Raw genomic sequence first — 18,970 nt, 5'->3', positions numbered from 1 at the left:
TTCCTTAGCTAAAATATCAGGTCAACAATGTCGCGCGATGACGAAATCCTTGAAGCAGCCCTAGACAGTGCTCGGAAAATTGTCAAAACCGACTCTTACCCAATGTCAATTGGAGAGCTTGCCGGTATGTATGAAAAGGGCGAAATAATATTACGCCCTGAGTATCAAAGATATTTTAGATGGACTGACGATCAAAAGACAAAATTGATTGAATCAATACTTATTGGCCTACCTCTTCCATCTGTTTTTGTCGCACAAGACGAGGACGGAAACTGGGAGGTAGTTGATGGAATGCAACGAGTTTCTACGATATTTGACTATATGGGAGTCCTTTCGGAAGAGTCAAAGGCGAATCCTTATTATCAACCATTCAATGAACTGTCAGACGATTTATTTTATATTGAAAAATTCCAAGGAAAAGCTTGGAATCAACTGACTCGCCGAATTCAACTTGATTTTCGGCGAACAAAAATTCAACTTACAATACTATTACGCGAAACGGGCCCAGATGCCAAATTTGAGCTGTTTCAGCGCCTGAATTCTGGTGGCACCTCAATTTCTGGTCAAGAGTTGCGCAACGCAATCATTGCAGGAAAAGATCCAAAAGTACTTAAGTGGTTTGAATCTATTTCTGTATACGAAAATTTCTCAAAGGTATGTGGACTTGCGGATCGCGACAAATCTGTACGGATGGATGTCGAACTTGTTTTGAGGTTTATTGTTTTTCTTTCCCCCAAAATATCTACCCTCCAAAATGCCAAATCTGTCGACGTATTTTTGACCGGCGCGCTCCGCGAAATACTTGATGACAATAATTTTAAATACAAGTACTATTGAAGATTTATTCAAAAAAACATTTGATACGATTTTTAGATGCTGGGGTGACAATGCTTTGAAATTTAAAACCAGCCCAGGTACTGGTAAATTTTCAGTTTCATTTTTTGAAACTGTGGCGTTGGGCATAGCACAAAATATACAATCCTTGCCGACAGACAAGGAAATAAAGAAAATAATAGATGGAATTGGTAGGAATGCACGCTTTCGTGCTGCCTCTGGCAGTGGCAAGAATGCAAGTCGTCGTATTCCAGAGCTCGTCAAACTCGGAAAGCAACTATTCGAGCCCAAGTGATGGATCTCCTCGAATTTCAGAGCTCGCTCGATCAGTCAAGAGCGTGGAGAAAGCTAGAACTGTCTAGCGCTCGCAGTTTGGCTGAAAACTATTCTGGCCGCTCTGAAGAGGCATATCTTTGCCGTGCCTGGACGATGATCATATATGCTCATTGCGATCAATTAATTAAAGAACTATCTAAAAATTATTTACTTTATTTATCATCAAATCCACGACAAAATTACGACTATCAGATGGCATGGTTTGCTTTTTATGGAAAAGAATCCGTTCAACACAATTCAGATAAAAGATATCTGTTGTGCAAAGATGCCTCCGAAGCATCAAAATCGACTCGTATTAAAGAACTTTCTCATAAGGAGGTTATTGATGGAGGAAATTTTAAATACGGCAGACTACGTTTCATGTCTGAATGGGTTCTCCAGATTGACCTAGATCATGTAAAATATAAATTATTTTACCACTCATTAAAGACAAAGCGAGATCAAATCGCCCATGGAGAAAATATAACTGTAGATTATATTTCCGATTGCCTAGCCTGGCACGAAAAATCAATTGAGCTCATAGATGAAATAAGCGATAAAACTCTAGATTTTGCCTCATCTCATGCAATATAAAAACTGACTAACCTTCGCTGAATCATTATTTGTCCGGTGCCAACCGCATCAAGCTATCAATTACCTCCGCACCGCCCGCACCACCACCGCCGTGGCCAGCAGCACGGCGGCGGCGCCGAGGCAGCCGCAGATCAGCCCGGCCGGGGTGACGCGTCCGGTGCCCTGCAGCCGGAACAGGTTGCCGATCCTGAGGTCGTAGGCGCCGTGGATCTCTTCCGGGTGGGCCGGCACGTAGCTGGCCTCGATGTCGGAACGCGTGGCGGGAAGGTTGTCGGCCATGATCGGTCTCCGGGGAGGACAGGCGACGGCACGGACGGAAAGCGGCACGGACGACAGATGCCACCGGCAGGCAGCAGCGATGCCGGGCGGCAAGCGGTCGACACGCCGGGGCGTGCCCGCCTCGGCCGATCATGCGGCAATATCTGCCGGTACGGAAGTGCGGCACCGTCTCCGTGACCCGGCACATCCCCCGGCACATGCCACCGCCCGGCGTCGCCCGTCCGGGCGCGGCGTCCTAGGGCGTCCGGCCGCCGGCCGCCCCGGCGCCCCGGGCGAGCCACACATCCATGACCCAGCCTTTTCGCGCCCGCGCCTCGGCACGAAGGCGCAATATCTCCTCGCCCACCTCTGTGAGCCGCCCCGCCACCAGCATCTCGTCGGGGGTGCCGAGATAGGCGCCCCACCACAGCTGGCCGTCGAAGCCGCGCGCCATCAGCGCCGCGAGGCCGGAGCCGTCGTCGAGCAGCGCCACGAAGGCCGGCGCGTCGGGCGTCGCCTGCGCCACCAGCCGGCCGGTGGTCACCTCCACCTTCTCGCCGATGCCGTTGAGCGGGATGCGGTGCGCCGCGCACAGCGCCTGGATGGCGGAGATGCCGGGCACCACCTCGATGTCGAAGGGCACGCCCATGCCGGCGGCACGTTCCAGCACCCGCAGGGTGGAATCGTAGAGCATCGGGTCGCCCCAGACGAGCAGTGCCCCGGTGCCGCCCTCCGGCAGTTCCGCCGCGATCGCCCGCGCCAGCCGTTCGGCCCGCCCGGCGTGCCAGGCCTGGACGCCGGCGCGGTAGCCGCCCGGGGTCTCGCGCCCTTCCTGCCCCCGCGGCGGGCTCGGCACCGTCGCGGTACGCCACGGCGCGGCCCGATGGGTCTCGAGGATCGCCTCGCGCAGATGGATCAGCTCGGCCGATGCCTCCCCCTTGTCGAGCAGGAAGAAGATATCGGCCCGGTTGATCGCCGCGACGGCCTTCAGCGTCAGCGACGCCGGATCGCCCATGCCGATGCCGATGACGAGGACGCGCCGGCTCATTCCGGCGCCGGGGCGGGCGCGATATCCCCCCGCGACGCGAACACCCGCTTGGCCACGAACAGCGCGTCGAGCGCGGCAGGGAAGCCGGCATAGAGCGCCATCTGCATGATGGTCTCCACCACCTCGTCGCGGGAGGCGCCGCAGTTCAGCGCCGAGCCGATATGCACCTCCAGCTCCCGCTCGGCATGGCCGAGGGCGACCAGCCCGGCGACGGTGGCCAGCATGCGGGTGCGCAGATCGAGTCCGGGGCGGGAATAGATGTCGCCATAGCCGAACTCGAAAATATAGCGGGCGAAATCGGGGGCGATGTCGGCGAGCGCCGCCATCACGTCCTGCCCGGAACGGCCGGTGATCTCGGCGAGCCGCGCCCGTCCGCGCGACAGGCGATCCCCATCGGTCGCATCGGTCATTGCCGCGCGCCTTTCGGCCGGATCGTACACCTCACCATACCGCGGCCTCCCTCAAACGGCGCCGGTGCGCCGGGCGACGATCTCCAGCGCCCGCGCGATGCTCGCCGCTTTGTCGAGGGCGGTGTTGTCGATCAGCACCGCGTCCGCCGCCTGGATCAACGGCGCGGCGGAACGACTGCTATCACGTTGATCTCGCTTGATAATATCGTCCAGCACCGATTGCGGCGTCACATCCTCGCCGCGGGCGGACAATTCGGCGTAGCGGCGGGCGGCGCGAGCCTCGGGGGTGGCGGTGACGAAAATCTTCACCTCCGCCTCCGGCGCGATGACGGTACCGATGTCCCGCCCGTCCAGCACCGCCCCACCGGGCTGGCCGGCGAAGCTGCGCTGGAGCTCGATAAGTGCCTGTCGAACCTCGGGAATCGCCGCCACGCGCGAGGCTGCCTCCCCCACAGGTCCAGTGCGCAGCGCCTCGGCATCGAGACCGGCGACCTCGAGGGAGGCCGCGAGGCGGGCCACCGCCGGCACATCGGAAAAATCCAGCCCGCGGGCCAAGACCTCAGCGCCGACAGCACGATAGAGCAGGCCGGTGTCGAGATGCGGCAGCCGGAAATGCGCCGCCAGCGCCCGCGCCACCGTGCCCTTACCGGAAGCCGCCGGGCCGTCTATGGCGATGATCATGCCGCGACCTCGATGGTCGCGCCGAGGTGCGTCATCAGCGGCACGAATGCCGGGAAGCTGGTGGCCACGAAGGAAATATCGTCGATTTTCATAGGCTTGCCGGAGGCGAGCCCCATCACCAGGAAGCTCATGGCGATGCGGTGGTCCATATGGGTGGCCACCGTGCCGCCGCCGGGAACCTGGCCGGCGCCCTCGACGATCAGGTCGTCGCCCTCGATGGACAGCACGACGCCCGCCTGGGCCAGCCCCGCCGCCACCGCCGCCAGCCGATCGGATTCCTTCACCCGCAGCTCGGAAAGCCCGCGCATCCGCGTGGTGCCGCGCGCGAACGACGCCGCCACCGCGAGGATCGGATATTCGTCGATCATCGAGGGCGCCCGCTCGGCCGGCACGTCGACGCCGGTGAGGTTCGAATGGCGCACCCGCAGGTCCGCGACGCTCTCGCCGCCTTCGACGCGCTCGCCGACCAGCTCGATCGAGGCGCCCATCTCCTTGAGTGTCTTGAACAATCCGGTGCGGAGCGGGTTGGTCATCACGCCGGTTATGGTGATGTCGGAGCCCGGCACGATCAGCGCCGCCACCAGCGGGAAGGCCGCGGAGGAGGGATCCGCCGGCACGGCGATGGGGGCCGGCTTCAGCTCCGGCCGCCCCTTCAGCGTCACCTTGCGGCCATGCTCGCCATAGGGCTCGACCCGCACCTGGGCACCGAAATGCGTCAGCATGCGCTCGGTGTGGTCGCGGCTGGCCTCCTTCTCGATCAGCGTCGTCTCGCCGGGCGCGCCGAGGCCGGCGAGCAGCACCGCCGATTTGATCTGCGCCGACGCCACAGGGCTCTCATAGGTAAGCGGGATGAGGTCGCGCGGCCCCTTGAGGCGGATCGGCAGGCGCCCGCCCTCGGCGGCCTCCTCGACGGCAACCCCCATCTTTTCAAGCGGATCGAGGATACGCCGCATCGGCCGGCGCCGCAGGCTGGCATCGCCGTCGAAGGTGGCCTCGATCGGGCTGCCGGCCACCATGCCCATCATGAGCCGGGCGCCGGTGCCGGAATTGCCGAAATCGAGCGGCTCCGCGGGGGCACGCAGACCACCGATGCCGACACCCTCGACGCGCCATTCGCCGGCGCCAAGGCGCTGAACCCGGGCACCGAGCGCGGCGCACGCCTTGGCGGTGTTGAGCACGTCCTCGCCTTCCAGAAGGCCGGTGATCCGTGTTTCGCCAATGGCGAGCGCCCCGAAAATCAGCGCCCGGTGCGACACCGACTTGTCGCCCGGCACCTGCACGGCGCCGGAAAGCGGGCCGGAAGCCGAGGCGGTGGCGGGGGATGGCGCGGCGGCATGTCCGCCGGACGAAGGGGCAACGGCACTCATTGCAGGCACCTCGAGGGAAGCATAAATAGGGCGCGAACACTCCTTACACGGCGGCGCGGGCGTCGTCACGGCCTCGCGCAATTGCGGCTTGACAGCGCAAGAAGCACCGTCCAATGGGAGCGACCCTTTTTCACCCACCACCTTCCGAGGTCCGAACCGTGGTGAAACCTGAACTTGGCACCAAGCGTGTCTGCCCTGTCACCGGGCGCAAATTTTATGATCTGAACAAGGATCCGGTGGTCTCCCCGTATACCGGGCAGATTGTGCCGATCACCGTTCCAATCTCCCGCGGCCGCCCTGAGCCCAGCCGCGCGGCCGAGACCGAGACGGAAACCGAGACCGAGGAGGCCGAGGAAGTCGAACTCGTCTCGCTGGAGGACGCCGACGACGAGGCCGCGGCTCCGGCGAAGGCGGCGACGTCCGACGACGATATCGAGATCGACGACGAGGTCGATGCCGATAACGACGATGACGACACCTTCCTCGAGGAAGACGAGGACGACGGCGACGACGTCACCGATCTGATCGGCGACGGCATCGAAGACGACGAGGAAGGTTGACGACGAAATCCACAGGGCGGAGAAATCGAGACTTGCAGTCTCCTTCGCCCTGTGCTTTACGAGCGCACCGCAGCGGTTGACGCCGCCGCGACAAGTCGGGTGATCCCCAAGCGAGCCGCATTCGTGATGCTCGCACGCCCGACGCCCCCGGTGGGGCCATAGCTCAGTTGGGAGAGCGCTTGAATGGCATTCAAGAGGTCGGCGGTTCGATTCCGCCTGGCTCCACCAATTTTCCGCTCCCGGTCGAGACGCTAATTTCCCGGTATCGGAACTTCCTACCATTCCCCAGATTTTCGACGGCTGCATCATGCCGCAGGGCATGTGCGCTCTTCAAAACCCTGCATGACTTTGCGCGGCTCGACCTATGACGCGGTCATCGGCCCCCCGCCTCGCGGCCCAAAAGCAACAACCTGCCGCACGTCCGACAGGACGCCCCATCTTGCGCGAACGCACCAATCGACCCCAGAATCAGGCGCACACTGGTCGCGCTCGCGGATTGGCCACCGGAGATCCGTCCACCGCCGCCGATCGTAGCGCCACCACACACGACCCACAGGAGCGGATCGGCATGCGCCTGCTCTCCCTCGCCTTCCTGGCCACCGGCCTCGTGCTGTCGCTCACCGGAATGGGGGCCGCCGAGCCCGTCCCGCCCGCCGCCGTGGCGATCATGGATTTTCAGTACCTCGACACCTCGGGAGAGGTTCGCGACCAGACGGCCGATCATCAGGCCCGCCTGAAGAGGTTCATGAGCGGCTTGCGACAGGAGGTCGCCGCCAGCGACCAGTTCCGCGTCGTCGCGCTCGCCTGCCAGCCCTGCGCCCTGACCGATGCCAACGCGCCGGAACTGACCGAAGCGGCACGGCAGGCGGGCGCCGATCTCCTGCTGGTGGGCGGCATCCAGAAGATGAGCACGCTGGTGCAGTGGGCCAAGGTTGCCCTGATCGACCTCAAGACGGACAAGAAGGTGCTTGAACGCCTCTATACGTTCCGCGGTGACAGTGACGAGGCGTGGCGGAACGCCGAGGGCTTCATCGCCGGGCAGATCGTGTCCCTGTATCCGCGCGGCGACGGCAACTAGCCGACCTCGGCGCGACGCCGGTGATCGCCGCCGGGAACCTCCGCCCAGCCCGGCCCATGCGTCCCGCCCCATGCGCGCCCTGCACGCACCGCCGTCGATGCCGGAAGGCAGCCGCTGCCGTCCTCCATGGTCGTAGCGGCCGGGCAGCCCACATGCCCGGATCGGGTGGAGAACAGAACCGGTCGCCCCGGCCTTCTACATCCTCGTCCTGCGGCGTCCGCGCCACATTCCCCTAGGGCATTGACGCGAAGCTTTGCGAAATAGCTGAAAAAATGGAATGATTTATGCTTCATAAATCCTGACATTCATTTCTGTTTATTTCCTGCCCGCTTCATCTACATTGCCGGCTCCGAGGAGCAGGCCGTGGCTTTCATCGATGTTTTCTCAGCCATTGTGCTCGTGGTGGCGGTTGCTTCCGCCATCGGCGTGCTGCTCATCATCGGGGCGGCTCCCGGCCATGTCGCTCGCAAGCGCGGTCACCCCTGGGCGCAAGCCGTCGCCGTCGCCGGCTGGGTGACGCTGATCTTCGGTTTCGTGCTCTGGCCCCTCGCTTTCGTCTGGGCCTATGTCGACATCCCCGCCCGCCCGGCCGAGAAGCGGGAGACAGAGGCGTGATCGTCTTCCTGCTCAACGCCTATATCGCGATCCTGGTGGCGCTGATCTGGCTCAAGGTGGTTCCCGCCAATCTGTTCTGGAAGCTGTCGCCCCTGCTGGCGCTATTGCTGCTGCTGGTCGGGCTGTTCATCCCGATGGGTTGGGGAGCGCCGGCCGGCGCCGCCATCATCGGGCGGCAGTCGGTGCAGATCGTGCCGGATGTGGCCGGCGAGGTGATCGAGGTTCCGGTCCAGCCGAATACGCCGCTCAAGGCCGGAGACGTGCTGTTTCGGATCGATCCGACCCCCTACGAGGCGCAATTGCGCACACTCCAGGCCCAGCTCGGCCTGGCCGAAACCCGGCTCGCCCAGATGACCGAGCTGGCGCGGAAGCAGGCCTCGCCGGAGTTCAACGTCGAGCAGCGCCAGGCGGAGGTCGACCAGCTCCGCGCGCAGGTCGACGGCGCCCGCTGGAATCTCGACAAGACCACCGTGCGCGCGCCGGCCGACGGCTATGTCACCAATCTCGCGCTGCGCAAGGGCGCACGGGTGTCCAACCTGTCCCTCGCTCCGGTGATGGCCTTTATCGACACCTCCGAAACGCTGACGGTCGTCCAGGTAGCGCAGATCTATGCCCGCTACATCGCGCCCGGCCAGAAAGTGGAACTCACCTTCAAATTTCTGCCCGGTGAGGTGTTCACCGGCCGGGTGGCCGCCGTACTTCAGGCCGTCGACACCGGACAGGCAACGCCTTCGGGCATGGCCGTGGCGCCGGAGACGATCGCAACGGCGCCGTTCGTCGTGCGGGTGACGCTCGACGATGCGCGGCTCGGCGAGCGCCTGCCGGCCGGCAGCACCGGCACCGCCGCCATCTACACCGACCACGTTGCCGCCAGCCATATCATCCGGCAGGTGGTGCTGCGGCAGCAGGCGATCGTGAACTATGTGGTACCCTTCTGATATGCCGGCGCTCGACCCGAGGCCGAAGCGGGCGCACCGCCAGCCGGGCGGTGCCGGCATCGCCCCGGCCGCAGCCTCGTCTCCCGGTCGAGACGTCAGACCGGTTGGAGAGCAGGGCCGGATACCCTACCCTGGTCTTTCCCTTGTCCATCATCGAGTGACGAGGACGCCATGAACCGACATCATCGCCAGCGCTCCCCGCAGACAATGCCGCTCGCGGACGAGATGGTGTGGATCGAGGGTGGCACGTTCCGCATGGGCTCGGACCACCACTACCCGGAAGAAAAGCCGGCCCATCGCGTGAGCGTCGCCGGCTTCTTCATCGATGCGACGCCGGTGACCAACGCGCAGTTCCGCGCCTTCGTCGAGGCGACCGGCCATGTCACCGTGGCGGAGATCGCCCCCGACCCGAAGGACTATCCCGGCGCCCGGCCGGAGATGCTCAAGGCCGGCTCGCTGGTGTTCACCCCGCCGCCGCATCCGGTCGATCTGCGCAACTGGCAGCAATGGTGGGCGTTCCGCTTCCGCGCCAGCTGGCGCAAGCCCTATGGGCCGGGCTCCTCGCTGAAGGGGCTGGACGACCATCCCGTCGTTCACGTCGCCTATGCCGACGCGCTGGCCTATGCGCAGTGGGCCGGCAAGGAATTGCCAAGCGAAGCGGAATGGGAATTCGCCGCGCGCGGCGGGCTCGACGGCGCTGAATATGCCTGGGGCGAGGAGTTCACCCCGGACGGTCGGCAGATGGCCAATACCTGGCAGGGCGAGTTCCCGTTCCAGAATCTCGCCCTCGACGGCTTCGAGCGTACCTCGCCGGTGAAGTCCTACCCGCCGAACGGCTACGGCCTCCATGACATGATCGGCAATGTCTGGGAATGGACCGCCGATTTCTGGACCACCCGCCACCCCGAGGAGGCGGCGAAGGCCTGCTGCGTCCCGCAGAACCCGCGCGGCGGGCCGGAGGAGGCCAGCTACGATCCCGGCCAGCCGACGATCCGCATCCCGCGCCGGGTGGTGAAGGGCGGCTCGCATCTGTGCGCGCCGAGCTATTGCCGGCGCTACCGGCCGGCGGCCCGCCACGCCGAGCCGGTCGACAGCTCGATGAGCCATATCGGCTTTCGCTGCGTGCGGCGGCCCAAGGCAGGAGACCCATCGTGACGTCCTTGATGAAGACCGGCGTGGGCGCCACGCGGCGCGGCGTCCTCGCTGCGGCGCTGCTGGCCCTGGTCGCGCTTTCCGCCCCGACGGCGCTGTTCGCCCAGGCGGCCGACCCGCTGCCGTCCTGGAACGAGGGCGCGGCCAAGCAGCAGATTCGCGCCTTCGTGGAACGGGTCACGCGCGAGGGGGCGCCCGATTTCGTGCCGGTCGCCGAGCGCGTCGCGGTGTTCGACAATGACGGCACGCTATGGTCGGAGAAGCCGGTCTATTTCCAGTTCATGTTCGCCCTCGACCGGCTGAAGGAGCTGGCGAAGGCCAATCCGGCGCTTGCCGGGCAGGAGCCCTACAAATCGGCGCTGTCGGGCGACCCGAAGGCGCTCGCCGCGCTCGGCGAGAAGGGGCTGTTGCAGATCGTGGCGCTCACCCATTCGGGGATTACCGTCACGGAGTTCAACGCGTTGGTGCGCGACTGGCTGAAGACCGCAAGGCATCCGCGCTTCGACCGGCCCTATACCGAGCTCGTCTTCCAGCCGATGCTGGAGCTGCTCGCCTATCTCCGGGCCAACGACTTCAAGACCTTCATCGTGTCGGGCGGCGGCGTCGAGTTCATGCGGGCCTTCACGGAGCCGGTGTACGGCATCCCGCCCGAGCAGGTGGTCGGCTCCTCCGGCAAGACCGAGTTCGCGCTCGACGGCGACACACCGGTGCTGCGCAAGCTGCCGGAGGTCGAGTTCATCGACGACGGCCCCGGCAAGCCGGTCGGCATCAACCGCTTCATCGGCCGCCGTCCGTTGTTCGCCGCCGGCAATTCCGACGGCGACGAGCAGATGCTGCAATGGACCACGATGAACACCGGCGCGCGCTTCGGCCTGATCGTGCACCACACGGATGCGGTGCGGGAATGGGCCTATGACCGGAACTCGCCGGTCGGCAGGCTCGACAAGGCGCTCGACGAGGCGCCGGCGCGCGGCTGGCTGGTCGTCGACATGAAGAACGACTGGAACGTCATCTACCCGTTCGAGAAGAAGTGACATGAGCGCGCGCGAATCCGTCCTCGAGATCCAGTCCCGTGTGAACCGTGCCGTCATCGGACAGGAACGGGTGGTGGAGCGGCTGGTCATCGCCCTGCTCGCCAATGGCAATATCCTGCTGGAGGGCCTGCCGGGCCTCGCCAAGACCCGTGCCATCAAGAGCCTGTCGGAGGCGCTGGAGAGCGAGTTCAGCCGCATCCAGTTCACCCCCGACCTCTTGCCCTCCGACGTCACCGGCGGCGAGATCTACCGCACCGACGCGCAGGGGACGGGCAGCTTCGAGTTCCGCAAGGGGCCGATCTTCGGCAATCTCGTGCTGGCGGACGAGATCAACCGCGCTCCGGCCAAGGTGCAGTCGGCGCTCTTGGAGGCGATGGAGGAACGGCAGGTGACGGTCTCCGGCACGCGCTACGCGATGCCGGACCTGTTCATGGTGCTGGCGACGCAGAACCCCATCGAACAGGAGGGCACCTATCCGCTGCCCGAGGCGCAGATGGACCGCTTCCTGATGCACGTCACCATCGGCTACCCCAGCGACGCCGACGAGGCGAAGGTGCTGCGGCTGGTGCGCGCCGAGCAGGCCGGCACCGCCGAGGCGCCACCGCCGAAGATCGCCCAGAGCACCGTCTTCGACGCCCGCAAGGAGATCGACGCGGTGAAGATGGTCGAGGCGGTGGAGAGCTACATCGTGTCGCTCATCGCCGCCACCCGCCGCCCGGCCGAGTTCGGCGACCAGCTGAAGGAGTGGATCGGCATCGGCGCCAGCCCGCGCGGCACGCTGGCGCTCGACCGCGCCTCGCGCGCCCATGCCTGGCTGCAGGGGCGGGACTATGTGACGCCCGAGGACGTGCAAAGCGTGGCGCATGACTGCCTGCGCCACCGCGTCTCGCTCACCTATGAGGCGAGCGCCGACGGCAAGCACGCCGATGACGTGATTGACGAGCTGATCCGCCAGGTTGCGGTCGCGGTGTGAGGGGGCGGCGATGGCACGGATCCTCCAGCCAAAGGCCCGTGACCCCGCAGCCCGCGACCAGGGGGCGCGCGCCAACGAAGCGCGGGCCTACGTCACGCTCGATGATCTGTTGCGGCTGAACCACCGCGCCAAGGGCTTCAGCTTCCTGCCGAAGCAGCCGGTGCATTCGCTGCTGGCCGGGCGGCATGCCTCGCGGCTGCGCGGGCGCGGGCTCGAATTCGAGGAACTGCGTCACTATTACGAGGGCGACGACGTGCGCGCCATCGACTGGCGCGCCACCGCCCGGCTCGGCGAGCCGCAATTGCGGGTCTACACCGAGGAACGCGACCGGCCGGTGCTGCTGCTCGTCGACCAGCGGCTGTCGATGTTCTTCGGCAGCCGGGGCGCGATGAAATCGGTGGTCGCGGCCGAGGCGGCGGCGCTGGCGGCGTGGCGGGTGACCTCGCTCGGCGACCGCATCGGCGGGCTGGTGTTCTCCGAGAACGGCATGGACGAGGTGCGCCCGCACGCGCGGCAAGCCGCCATCGGGCCGCTATTCGAGGCCATCATCCGCCGCAATGGCGAGCTTCGGGCCGAGGATCCGCGCCCCTCCGACCCGTCGCTGCTCAACGCCGCGCTCGCCCGCGTGCCGCGTCTGCTGCCGCATGACGGGCTGCTCACCCTGATCACCGACGCCGCCGGCGCCGATGCCGAGACGGTGCGGCTGGTGACGGAGATCACCGCGCATAACGACGTGCTGACCGTCTTCGTCTTCGACCCACTGGAGGCCGAGCTGCCGGATATCGGTCGCACTGTCGTCGCCGATGCCGGGCGGCAGATCGAAATCGACAGTTCCGCCAGCGGTTTGCGACGGGGCTTCGCCGCCAGCTTCGCCGAGCGGCGGGAGGCGATCGAGGGGTTTTCCCGCCGCCGCGCCATTCCGGTGCTGCCGCTCTCGACCGGGCGCGACACCGCCGACCAGTTCCGCGAATTGCTCGGCCGACGGCTGGCCCGCACGGCGACGCCGGGGCGTCCGATGAGTGCAGTGAGATGACCGATCAGGCCGATCTGTCGCGTCTGGCCGATATCGTGGTGCCGCCGCCGGTGGCGTGGTGGCCGCCGGCGCCCGGCTGGTGGATGCTGCTCGCCGCCCTCCTCGCCGGTCTCGCCATCCTGCTCGTCGCGACGGTACGGCGCTGGCGGCGCGACGCCTATCGGCGGGAGGCACTGGCGGCGCTCGACCGGCTCGGCCCGGCCTCCGACGCGGCGGGCATCGCGGCGGTCTCGGCGGTGCTGAAGCGCACCGCGCTCGCCGCCTATCCGCGTGAGCAAGTGGCCTCGCTGACCGGCCGGGCGTGGCTCTCCTTCCTCGACCGGACCTCCGGCACCGATGCATTCACCCGCGGCGGGGGTCTCGCGGGGGCGACATCCGGCGCCCCCGCCGGCGACGGCACGGCGCTGCTGGCGGCGGCGCGGCGCTGGGTGACGCATCATCGGGTGGAGGGCTAGCCATGCTGTCCTTCGCCTATCCCTGGATTGCCGTGCTGCTGCCGGCGCCGCTGCTGGTCTACTGGCTGCTGCCGGCGCACGAGACCCGGCGCCCGGCGGTGCGGGTGCCGTTCTTCGCCGCGCTGGCGCAGCTGACCGGGGCGGAGCCGCGCGAGGGGGCGAGCATCAGCCGGCGCGGCCTGTGGCGGCTCATCGCGCTGGTGCTGTGCTGGCTGCTGGTGCTCGCCGCGCTGGCGCGCCCGCAATGGGTGCTGCCGCCGATCCATCAGGACAAGCCGGCGCGCGACCTTTTGCTGCTGGTCGACCTGTCGGCGTCGATGGACACGCCGGACTTCACCGACGCGGCCGGCAACAAGGTAAGCCGACTCGTGGCGGTGAAGCAGGTGCTGGACGATTTCCTCGCCCGCCGGCAGGGCGACCGCGTCGGCGTCGCGGTGTTCGGCAACGCGCCCTTCGCTCTGGTACCGTTCACTCCCGATCTCGACCTCGCCCGGCAGCTGACGGGCGAGATGCAGGTGGGCATGGCCGGGCCGCGCACCGCCTTCGGCGACGCCATCGGTCTAGGCATCAACCTGTTCGCCGCTTCCACCGTGCCGGCCAAGACCATCATCGCGCTGACCGACGGCAACGACACGGCGAGCCAGGTGCCGCCGGCCGAGGCGGCGCGGGTGGCGCATGACAAGGGCATCGTCATCCACACCGTGGCGGTGGGCGACCCGGCGGCGGCGGGCGAGGAGAAGCTCGACGAAGCCGCGTTGAAGCAGGTGGCCGAGGCGACCGGCGGCGGCTTCTACCGCGCGCTCGACCGCGACCAGCTGGCGCAGATCTATACGCGGCTGGACCAGATCGAGGCGCGCAAGGTCGACACCGTCTCGTTCCAGCCCAAGGTCGAGCTGTTCTGGCTGCCGCTGGCCGGGCTCACGCTGCTCTCCATGCTGGCGCAGGCGCTGCGGCTGCTGCGCTGGCCGCGCCGGCGGGCGGTGTCGCCTTCGGAGGCGGCGCGATGATGGGGGAACTCGCGCAGTTCCATTTCCTGCGCCCGTGGTGGCTGGTGCTGGCGCTGCCGGCGCTCGGCCTGTGGTGGTTGCAGCGGCGCGAGGCCGACACCACGGCGCGCTGGCGCCGGGTGATCGACCCCGTGCTGCTGCGCCATCTCACCATAGGCGGCGACCGGCGCCGCTGGCTCGGCCCGGAGAACCTGCTGCTGGTGCTGTGGGCCCTCGGCCTCCTCGCCGTGGCCGGGCCGACCTGGCGGCAATTGCCCTCGCCCTTCGCGCAGGCGGCGCGGCCGGCGATGTTCGTCGTCAAGGTGACGCCCTCCATGCTGGAGCGCGACCTCGCCCCGACCCGCCTCGACCGTGCCCGGCAGAAGATGGCCGACCTGCTCAAGCTGCGCGAGGGCGCACCGACCGGGCTGATCGCCTATGCTGGCTCGGCGCATCTGGTGCTGCCGCCGACGCCGGACGCCGCAGCGCTGACCACCATGGCCGGGGCGCTGGCGCCGGAGCTCATGCCGCGCCAGGGCGATGCGCTCGCCGACGCGGTGACGCTCGCTGCCGACGCGCTGCGGCGCGGAGGGCAGGGCGGCTCCGTGCTGGTCTTCGCCGATGCGGCGCCGGCACTGGACGAGGCCACGGTGGGAGCGCCGGTGACGCTGTACGCCCTCAATCCGCCGTCGCGCGCGGCCGACCCGTCGATCGCGGCGGCGGCGGCCGTGCTGCATGCCCATGTCGTCGATCTGACGCTGGATGACGCGGATGTCGGGGATCTCGCGCATATCCTCGCCACCGCCGGGCCGCCGCCGCCGGCACCGGGGGAGGGCGTGCGCTGGGAGGAGGCGGGATACTGGCTGACGCCGCTGCTCGCTTTGTTCGCGCTGCTCTGGTTCCGTCGCGGATGGGTGCTGGCATGAGGACGGGACGCGGCTTCGCCCTTATCGGTCTCGCGCTGGCGGCCGGCCTCGCCGCCGGCAGCTGGGTGGTCGGCTGGCGGCAGCTCTGGGCGAGCCCCGACCAGCGCGGGCGCTATCTGTTCGAGCACGAACGCTGGGCGGATGCCGCGAGCGCCTTCCGCGACCCGATGTGGCGCGGCGTGGCGCAGATGCGCGGCGGCGACTTCAAGGCGGCGGAGGTCTCCTTCGCCGGCATCGACACCGCCGAGGGTGCCTACAACCAGGCCAACGCACTGGTGATGCTCGGCAAATATGACGAGGCGGTGAAGCGCTACGACCACGCGCTGGAAAAGCGGCCGGGCTGGCCGCAGGCGCAGGCCAATCGCGAGATCGCGCGAGTGCGTGCCGAGAGGCTGAAGGCGCCCGGCGCCGATGCCGGCGACCAGCGCGAGGGCGCCGACCAGATCGTCTACGACAAGGACGCCAAGAACCCGGAAGGCCAGGAGACCCAGACCGCCGGCGCGCCGATGGACGACGAGGCGGTGCGCGCCCTCTGGCTGAAGCGGGTACGCACCGAGCCGGCGGACTTTTTGCGCGCGCGCTTCGCCTGGCAGCTGCAGGCGCAGCAGGCGTCGGCGGGGGCGGCACCCTCCGAGGGGGCACAGCCATGAGGTGGGTCGCGGCGCTGCTCGTTCTTGTCGGCCTCGGCGTGCCGCTCGCCGCGCAGGAGAGCGCCCCGCCGGCCGCGTCTCCCGCCACTCCGGCCATCGTGGTACGCCAGAGTGTCGATCCCGCCAGCGGAGCGGTGGTCGGCCAGCATGTCGCCGTCTATGTCGACGTGCTGTTCCCCGGCGCGATGCCGCATCCGCCACGCGTGAGCGTGCCCGACGTGCCCGGCCTGCAGATCTTTCGCTTCGAGACGCAGGGCTTGACCATGAGCGAGACCATCGACGGCGCGGCCTATGCCGGCCAGCGCTTCGAATTCGCGCTCTATGCGCGGCGCGGCGGCGCGTTCGAGGTTCCGCCGGCCGCGGTGACCCTGCTCGACCGCGCGGGCGGTGACACGGGAAGCGCGCAGGGGCAGGCGGTCCGCCTCGAGGTGACGGTGCCGCCGGGCGTCGACGTCTCGCAGCCGGTGGTCGCCACCCACCGGCTGACGCTGGGCGAGCAATGGGACCCGGTGCCGACCGGGCGCTTCAAGGCGGGCGACGCGGTAGTGCGCACCCTCACCCGCAGCGCCGAGGACGTGCCGGGCCTCGCCATGCGCGACCTCGCCTTTCCCGCGCCCGAGGGCGTGCGGGTCTATGCCGATCCGCCGGACATCCAGGACCACAGCAATCGCGGCGTCGTCACCGGCCGGCGCACCGACCGCGTCACCTATGTGTTCGAGCGCGGCGGGTCCTTCACCCTGCCGGCTGTGACGCAGCCCTGGTGGGACCTCGGCGCGCGGCGGCTGAACAACGCCACGGCGCCGGCGGTGACGGTGGCGGTGGCGGTGGAAGCCGGCGCCGCGCCGGCGGCCGGCGGCCTGAGACACTGGACGCCACACGATCTCGCCTGGCCGGCCGGCGGCCTCGCCGTGTTGGTCGGACTGTCCCTGCTGGCATGGCAGGCGGAACGTCGATTGCGGGCACGGCACGCCGATCCCGAGCGCGCCGCCTTCGCCGCGCTGCGGCGCGCCTGTGCCGGCAGCGATGCCCGCGAGGTGTATCGCTGCCTGTCCGCCTGGATGAGGCAACTGCCGCCGCAGCAACACGCGGTGGTAGTCCGGGAAGCGGCTACGCTGCAGGCGGCGCTGTTCGCCGCCGGCCCGGAATCATGGACCCCGGACGATTCGCGCCGGCTGCTCGCCGGTCTCGATGCGTTGCGCCGCCGACATCGGCCGGCCGGCGCGCCGGCGGCGCTGCCGCCGCTCAATCCCGCCGCACCGGCTCCCTAGGGACCGGGCGGAAGGCACGTGCCTTCAAGAACAAGAAATTGTCGCAGATCACGTAGAACACGAAGGAGAGAAACCAATGTCTACGGATAGCACTGGCTCGCCCGCGAACGGCACGATGAGCCGTCGCTCGCTGCTGGCGGGTTCGACCGCGCTGGTCGCGGCCGCTGCGGCGATCGGCTCCGCCTCGCAGGCCGGCGCGCAGACCCAGCCCGCCGCCGGCTCCGGCAAGCCGCCAAACATCCTGGTCATCTTCGGCGACGACATCGGACAGTCCCAGATCAGCGCCTACACGATGGGGCTGATGGGCTACCGCACGCCCAATATCGACCGCATCGCCAAGGAAGGCGCGATCTTCACCGATTCCTACGGCCAGCAGAGCTGCACCGCCGGCCGCGCCTCCTTCATTCTCGGGCAGGAGCCGTTCCGCACCGGGCTGCTCACCATCGGCATGCCCGGCGACCCGCACGGCATCACCGACTGGATGCCGACCATCGCCGACGTGATGAAGACCCGCGGCTACGCCACCGGCCAGTTCGGCAAGAACCATCTCGGCGACCAGGACCAGCACCTGCCGACCGCGCATGGCTTCGACGAATTCTTCGGCAACCTCTACCACCTCAATGCTGAGGAGGAGCCGGAGGGCTATTTCTACCCGAAGGACCCGGAATTCCGGAAGAAGTTCGGCCCGCGCGGGGTGATCCACTCCTATGCCGACGGGCGCATCGAGGACACCGGCCCGCTCAACACCAAGCGCATGGAGACGGTCGACGAGGAGTTCCTCGGCGCGGCCAAGGACTTCATCGACCGCCAGCACAAGGCGGACAAGCCGTTCTTCGTCTGGTTCAACTCGACCCGCATGCACATCTTCACCCACCTGAAGCCGGACAGCAACGGCAAGACCGGCAAGGGCATCCATGCCGACGGCATGGTCGAGCATGACGGGCATGTCGGCCAGCTGCTGAAGCAGCTCGACGATCTCGGCATCGCCGACGACACCATCGTGCTCTACACCACCGACAACGGCGCCGAGCTCGCGCTGTGGCCGGACGGCGCGATGACCCCGTTCCACGGCGAGAAGGGCACCACCTGGGAAGGCGGCATGCGCATCCCGATGATGGTGCGCTGGCCGGGCGTGGTGAAGCCGGGCTCGCAGATCACCGACATCGTCACGCTGATGGACTGGATGCCCACCTTCGCCGCCGCGGCGGGGCTGCCGGACCTGAAGGAGAAGATGAAGACCGGCTTCCAGGCGGGATCCAAGACCTTCAAGGTGCATCTCGACGGCTACGACCTGACGGAGCTCTTGAAGGGCACCGCCAAGACGCCGCCGCGCGACGCGATGTACTATTTCGACCAGGGCGGCAACCTGAACGCCATACGCTGGAACGACTGGAAGCTGAGCTTCGCCGTCGCCAGCGAGGGCAACATCGCCACCGCGCTGCGCGAAACGCCCAGCTGGGCGGTGATCGCCAATCTCCGGATGGACCCCTATGAGCGCGGCATGAAGGAAGGCGGCGGAGCCATCGAGTTCCTCGCCCGCAACATGTGGCTGCTGGTACCGATCCAGGGGAAGATCAAGGCGTTCTTCGCCGACTTCAATGACTTCCCCTACCAGGAAGGCAGCACGCTGAACGCCAGCGGCATCAATTACGGGCTGCTGCGCCAGCAGGCGGCGATGAAGCGGCTGCAGGAGCTGGAGCAGCTGGCGCCGCGCTAGGCGGCGGCTGGACCGCAACGAGGCGGCACGGGGGATCGGCTCCCGTGCCGCGCCGGATCGCACCGCCGCCGGGCTCCT

General features: G+C 66.9%; 22 protein-coding genes and 1 tRNA gene. 18 read left to right on the top strand and 5 right to left on the bottom strand.

The genetic code is table 11. The features are described from left to right. Window positions 1–27: 27 nt before the first annotated feature. The 3 genes from LGR54_RS02250 to LGR54_RS02240 are packed head-to-tail and all read left to right on the top strand — an operon-like array spanning window position 28 to window position 1,743. Complete coding sequence (locus tag LGR54_RS02250; protein WP_230360343.1) at window positions 28–837, top strand: DUF262 domain-containing protein; 810 nt, start codon at window positions 28–30, stop codon at window positions 835–837. Next, a complete protein-coding gene (locus LGR54_RS02245; protein ID WP_230360342.1) occupies window positions 806–1,129 on the top strand; it encodes a hypothetical protein in 324 nt (107 codons plus the stop codon). The genes LGR54_RS02250 and LGR54_RS02245 overlap by 32 nt, the downstream gene beginning before the upstream one ends. After that, on the top strand, window positions 1,129–1,743 hold the full coding sequence (locus LGR54_RS02240; protein WP_230360341.1) for an MAE_28990/MAE_18760 family HEPN-like nuclease: 615 nt from the start codon (window positions 1,129–1,131) through the stop codon (window positions 1,741–1,743). Before LGR54_RS02245 ends, LGR54_RS02240 begins: the two co-directional genes overlap by 1 nt. A 60-nt stretch (window positions 1,744–1,803) precedes the next feature. Here LGR54_RS02240 and LGR54_RS02235 read toward each other — a convergent pair whose 3' ends face one another. The 5 genes from LGR54_RS02235 to aroA form a co-directional block, all read right to left on the bottom strand. Next, complete coding sequence (locus LGR54_RS02235) at window positions 1,804–2,022, bottom strand: hypothetical protein (RefSeq protein ID WP_230360340.1); 219 nt, start codon at window positions 2,020–2,022, stop codon at window positions 1,804–1,806. A gap of 235 nt (window positions 2,023–2,257) precedes the next feature. After that, window positions 2,258–3,049, bottom strand: a complete 792-nt coding sequence (gene cobF, locus LGR54_RS02230; protein ID WP_230360339.1) for a precorrin-6A synthase (deacetylating) — start codon at window positions 3,047–3,049, stop codon at window positions 2,258–2,260. Beyond that, complete coding sequence (locus LGR54_RS02225) at window positions 3,046–3,459, bottom strand: carboxymuconolactone decarboxylase family protein (protein WP_230360338.1); 414 nt, start codon at window positions 3,457–3,459, stop codon at window positions 3,046–3,048. Before LGR54_RS02225 ends, cobF begins: the two co-directional genes overlap by 4 nt. A gap of 51 nt (window positions 3,460–3,510) precedes the next feature. Continuing rightward, on the bottom strand, window positions 3,511–4,140 hold the full coding sequence (cmk, locus tag LGR54_RS02220) for a (d)CMP kinase (protein ID WP_230360337.1): 630 nt from the start codon (window positions 4,138–4,140) through the stop codon (window positions 3,511–3,513). Next, window positions 4,137–5,507 (bottom strand): 3-phosphoshikimate 1-carboxyvinyltransferase, encoded by a 1,371-nt coding sequence (aroA, locus tag LGR54_RS02215; RefSeq protein WP_230360336.1) that lies wholly within the window; start codon window positions 5,505–5,507, stop codon window positions 4,137–4,139. Before aroA ends, cmk begins: the two co-directional genes overlap by 4 nt. A 158-nt stretch (window positions 5,508–5,665) precedes the next feature. Between aroA and LGR54_RS02210 the strand changes: the two genes are divergently transcribed. From LGR54_RS02210 to LGR54_RS02140, 15 genes are all read left to right on the top strand, one after another. Further along, window positions 5,666–6,067, top strand: a complete 402-nt coding sequence (locus LGR54_RS02210) for a TIGR02300 family protein (protein ID WP_230360780.1) — start codon at window positions 5,666–5,668, stop codon at window positions 6,065–6,067. Between the two features lie 152 nt (window positions 6,068–6,219). Next, window positions 6,220–6,295 (top strand) — tRNA-Ala (locus LGR54_RS02205). Window positions 6,296–6,635: 340 nt separating this feature from the next. Continuing rightward, window positions 6,636–7,145: a DUF2380 domain-containing protein gene (locus tag LGR54_RS02200; RefSeq protein ID WP_230360335.1), complete on the top strand. Its 510-nt coding sequence runs from the start codon at window positions 6,636–6,638 to the stop codon at window positions 7,143–7,145. A gap of 363 nt (window positions 7,146–7,508) precedes the next feature. Next, window positions 7,509–7,760 carry a DUF3302 domain-containing protein gene (locus LGR54_RS02195; RefSeq protein ID WP_230360334.1) on the top strand — a complete coding sequence of 84 codons (252 nt, stop codon included), beginning with the start codon at window positions 7,509–7,511 and terminating at the stop codon, window positions 7,758–7,760. Continuing rightward, window positions 7,757–8,698, top strand: coding sequence for an efflux RND transporter periplasmic adaptor subunit (locus LGR54_RS02190; RefSeq protein WP_230360333.1), 942 nt, complete (start codon window positions 7,757–7,759; stop codon window positions 8,696–8,698). Before LGR54_RS02195 ends, LGR54_RS02190 begins: the two co-directional genes overlap by 4 nt. Window positions 8,699–8,869: 171 nt before the next feature. After that, window positions 8,870–9,853: a formylglycine-generating enzyme family protein gene (locus LGR54_RS02185; RefSeq protein ID WP_230360332.1), complete on the top strand. Its 984-nt coding sequence runs from the start codon at window positions 8,870–8,872 to the stop codon at window positions 9,851–9,853. Between the two features lie 8 nt (window positions 9,854–9,861). Next, window positions 9,862–10,884, top strand: coding sequence for an HAD family phosphatase (locus LGR54_RS02180; protein WP_230360779.1), 1,023 nt, complete (start codon window positions 9,862–9,864; stop codon window positions 10,882–10,884). A gap of 1 nt (window position 10,885) precedes the next feature. Beyond that, the gene (locus LGR54_RS02175; RefSeq protein ID WP_230360331.1) at window positions 10,886–11,857 is read left to right on the top strand and encodes a MoxR family ATPase; all 972 of its coding nucleotides are present in this window, start codon (window positions 10,886–10,888) and stop codon (window positions 11,855–11,857) included. A gap of 10 nt (window positions 11,858–11,867) precedes the next feature. Beyond that, window positions 11,868–12,890: a DUF58 domain-containing protein gene (locus tag LGR54_RS02170; RefSeq protein WP_230360330.1), complete on the top strand. Its 1,023-nt coding sequence runs from the start codon at window positions 11,868–11,870 to the stop codon at window positions 12,888–12,890. After that, on the top strand, window positions 12,887–13,345 hold the full coding sequence (locus LGR54_RS02165) for a DUF4381 domain-containing protein (RefSeq protein ID WP_230360329.1): 459 nt from the start codon (window positions 12,887–12,889) through the stop codon (window positions 13,343–13,345). Before LGR54_RS02170 ends, LGR54_RS02165 begins: the two co-directional genes overlap by 4 nt. A gap of 2 nt (window positions 13,346–13,347) precedes the next feature. Further along, window positions 13,348–14,352: a VWA domain-containing protein gene (locus tag LGR54_RS02160; RefSeq protein WP_230360328.1), complete on the top strand. Its 1,005-nt coding sequence runs from the start codon at window positions 13,348–13,350 to the stop codon at window positions 14,350–14,352. Further along, window positions 14,349–15,257 carry a VWA domain-containing protein gene (locus LGR54_RS02155; protein ID WP_230360327.1) on the top strand — a complete coding sequence of 303 codons (909 nt, stop codon included), beginning with the start codon at window positions 14,349–14,351 and terminating at the stop codon, window positions 15,255–15,257. The genes LGR54_RS02160 and LGR54_RS02155 overlap by 4 nt, the downstream gene beginning before the upstream one ends. Then, window positions 15,254–15,907, top strand: a complete 654-nt coding sequence (locus tag LGR54_RS02150; protein ID WP_230360326.1) for a tetratricopeptide repeat protein — start codon at window positions 15,254–15,256, stop codon at window positions 15,905–15,907. The genes LGR54_RS02155 and LGR54_RS02150 overlap by 4 nt, the downstream gene beginning before the upstream one ends. Next, window positions 15,904–17,175 carry a hypothetical protein gene (locus tag LGR54_RS02145; protein WP_230360325.1) on the top strand — a complete coding sequence of 424 codons (1,272 nt, stop codon included), beginning with the start codon at window positions 15,904–15,906 and terminating at the stop codon, window positions 17,173–17,175. The genes LGR54_RS02150 and LGR54_RS02145 overlap by 4 nt, the downstream gene beginning before the upstream one ends. A 76-nt stretch (window positions 17,176–17,251) precedes the next feature. Then, window positions 17,252–18,892 (top strand): arylsulfatase, encoded by a 1,641-nt coding sequence (locus tag LGR54_RS02140; protein ID WP_230360324.1) that lies wholly within the window; start codon window positions 17,252–17,254, stop codon window positions 18,890–18,892. The last annotated feature ends 78 nt before the right edge of the window (window positions 18,893–18,970 follow it).

It is taken from the genome of Ancylobacter sp. Lp-2, assembly GCF_020523795.1.
In the GTDB taxonomy this organism is placed as follows: domain Bacteria; phylum Pseudomonadota; class Alphaproteobacteria; order Rhizobiales; family Xanthobacteraceae; genus Ancylobacter.
Note: the sequence above shows the minus strand (reverse complement) of the source record. Positions and strands in the feature narration are given on the sequence as shown.

Coding starts and splice junctions, on each gene's coding strand:
- LGR54_RS02225 (WP_230360338.1), bottom strand. CDS start 3,459: ATGACCGATGCGACCGATGGGGATCGCCTGTCGCGCGGACGGGCGCGG.
- LGR54_RS02180 (WP_230360779.1), top strand. CDS start 9,862: ATGAAGACCGGCGTGGGCGCCACGCGGCGCGGCGTCCTCGCTGCGGCG.
- LGR54_RS02170 (WP_230360330.1), top strand. CDS start 11,868: ATGGCACGGATCCTCCAGCCAAAGGCCCGTGACCCCGCAGCCCGCGAC.
- LGR54_RS02200 (WP_230360335.1), top strand. CDS start 6,636: ATGCGCCTGCTCTCCCTCGCCTTCCTGGCCACCGGCCTCGTGCTGTCG.
- aroA (WP_230360336.1), bottom strand. CDS start 5,507: ATGAGTGCCGTTGCCCCTTCGTCCGGCGGACATGCCGCCGCGCCATCC.
- LGR54_RS02155 (WP_230360327.1), top strand. CDS start 14,349: ATGATGGGGGAACTCGCGCAGTTCCATTTCCTGCGCCCGTGGTGGCTG.
- LGR54_RS02145 (WP_230360325.1), top strand. CDS start 15,904: ATGAGGTGGGTCGCGGCGCTGCTCGTTCTTGTCGGCCTCGGCGTGCCG.
- LGR54_RS02165 (WP_230360329.1), top strand. CDS start 12,887: ATGACCGATCAGGCCGATCTGTCGCGTCTGGCCGATATCGTGGTGCCG.
- LGR54_RS02160 (WP_230360328.1), top strand. CDS start 13,348: ATGCTGTCCTTCGCCTATCCCTGGATTGCCGTGCTGCTGCCGGCGCCG.
- cmk (WP_230360337.1), bottom strand. CDS start 4,140: ATGATCATCGCCATAGACGGCCCGGCGGCTTCCGGTAAGGGCACGGTG.
- LGR54_RS02235 (WP_230360340.1), bottom strand. CDS start 2,022: ATGGCCGACAACCTTCCCGCCACGCGTTCCGACATCGAGGCCAGCTAC.
- LGR54_RS02150 (WP_230360326.1), top strand. CDS start 15,254: ATGAGGACGGGACGCGGCTTCGCCCTTATCGGTCTCGCGCTGGCGGCC.
- LGR54_RS02240 (WP_230360341.1), top strand. CDS start 1,129: ATGGATCTCCTCGAATTTCAGAGCTCGCTCGATCAGTCAAGAGCGTGG.
- LGR54_RS02185 (WP_230360332.1), top strand. CDS start 8,870: ATGAACCGACATCATCGCCAGCGCTCCCCGCAGACAATGCCGCTCGCG.
- LGR54_RS02140 (WP_230360324.1), top strand. CDS start 17,252: ATGTCTACGGATAGCACTGGCTCGCCCGCGAACGGCACGATGAGCCGT.
- LGR54_RS02250 (WP_230360343.1), top strand. CDS start 28: ATGTCGCGCGATGACGAAATCCTTGAAGCAGCCCTAGACAGTGCTCGG.
- cobF (WP_230360339.1), bottom strand. CDS start 3,049: ATGAGCCGGCGCGTCCTCGTCATCGGCATCGGCATGGGCGATCCGGCG.
- LGR54_RS02175 (WP_230360331.1), top strand. CDS start 10,886: ATGAGCGCGCGCGAATCCGTCCTCGAGATCCAGTCCCGTGTGAACCGT.
- LGR54_RS02245 (WP_230360342.1), top strand. CDS start 806: ATGACAATAATTTTAAATACAAGTACTATTGAAGATTTATTCAAAAAA.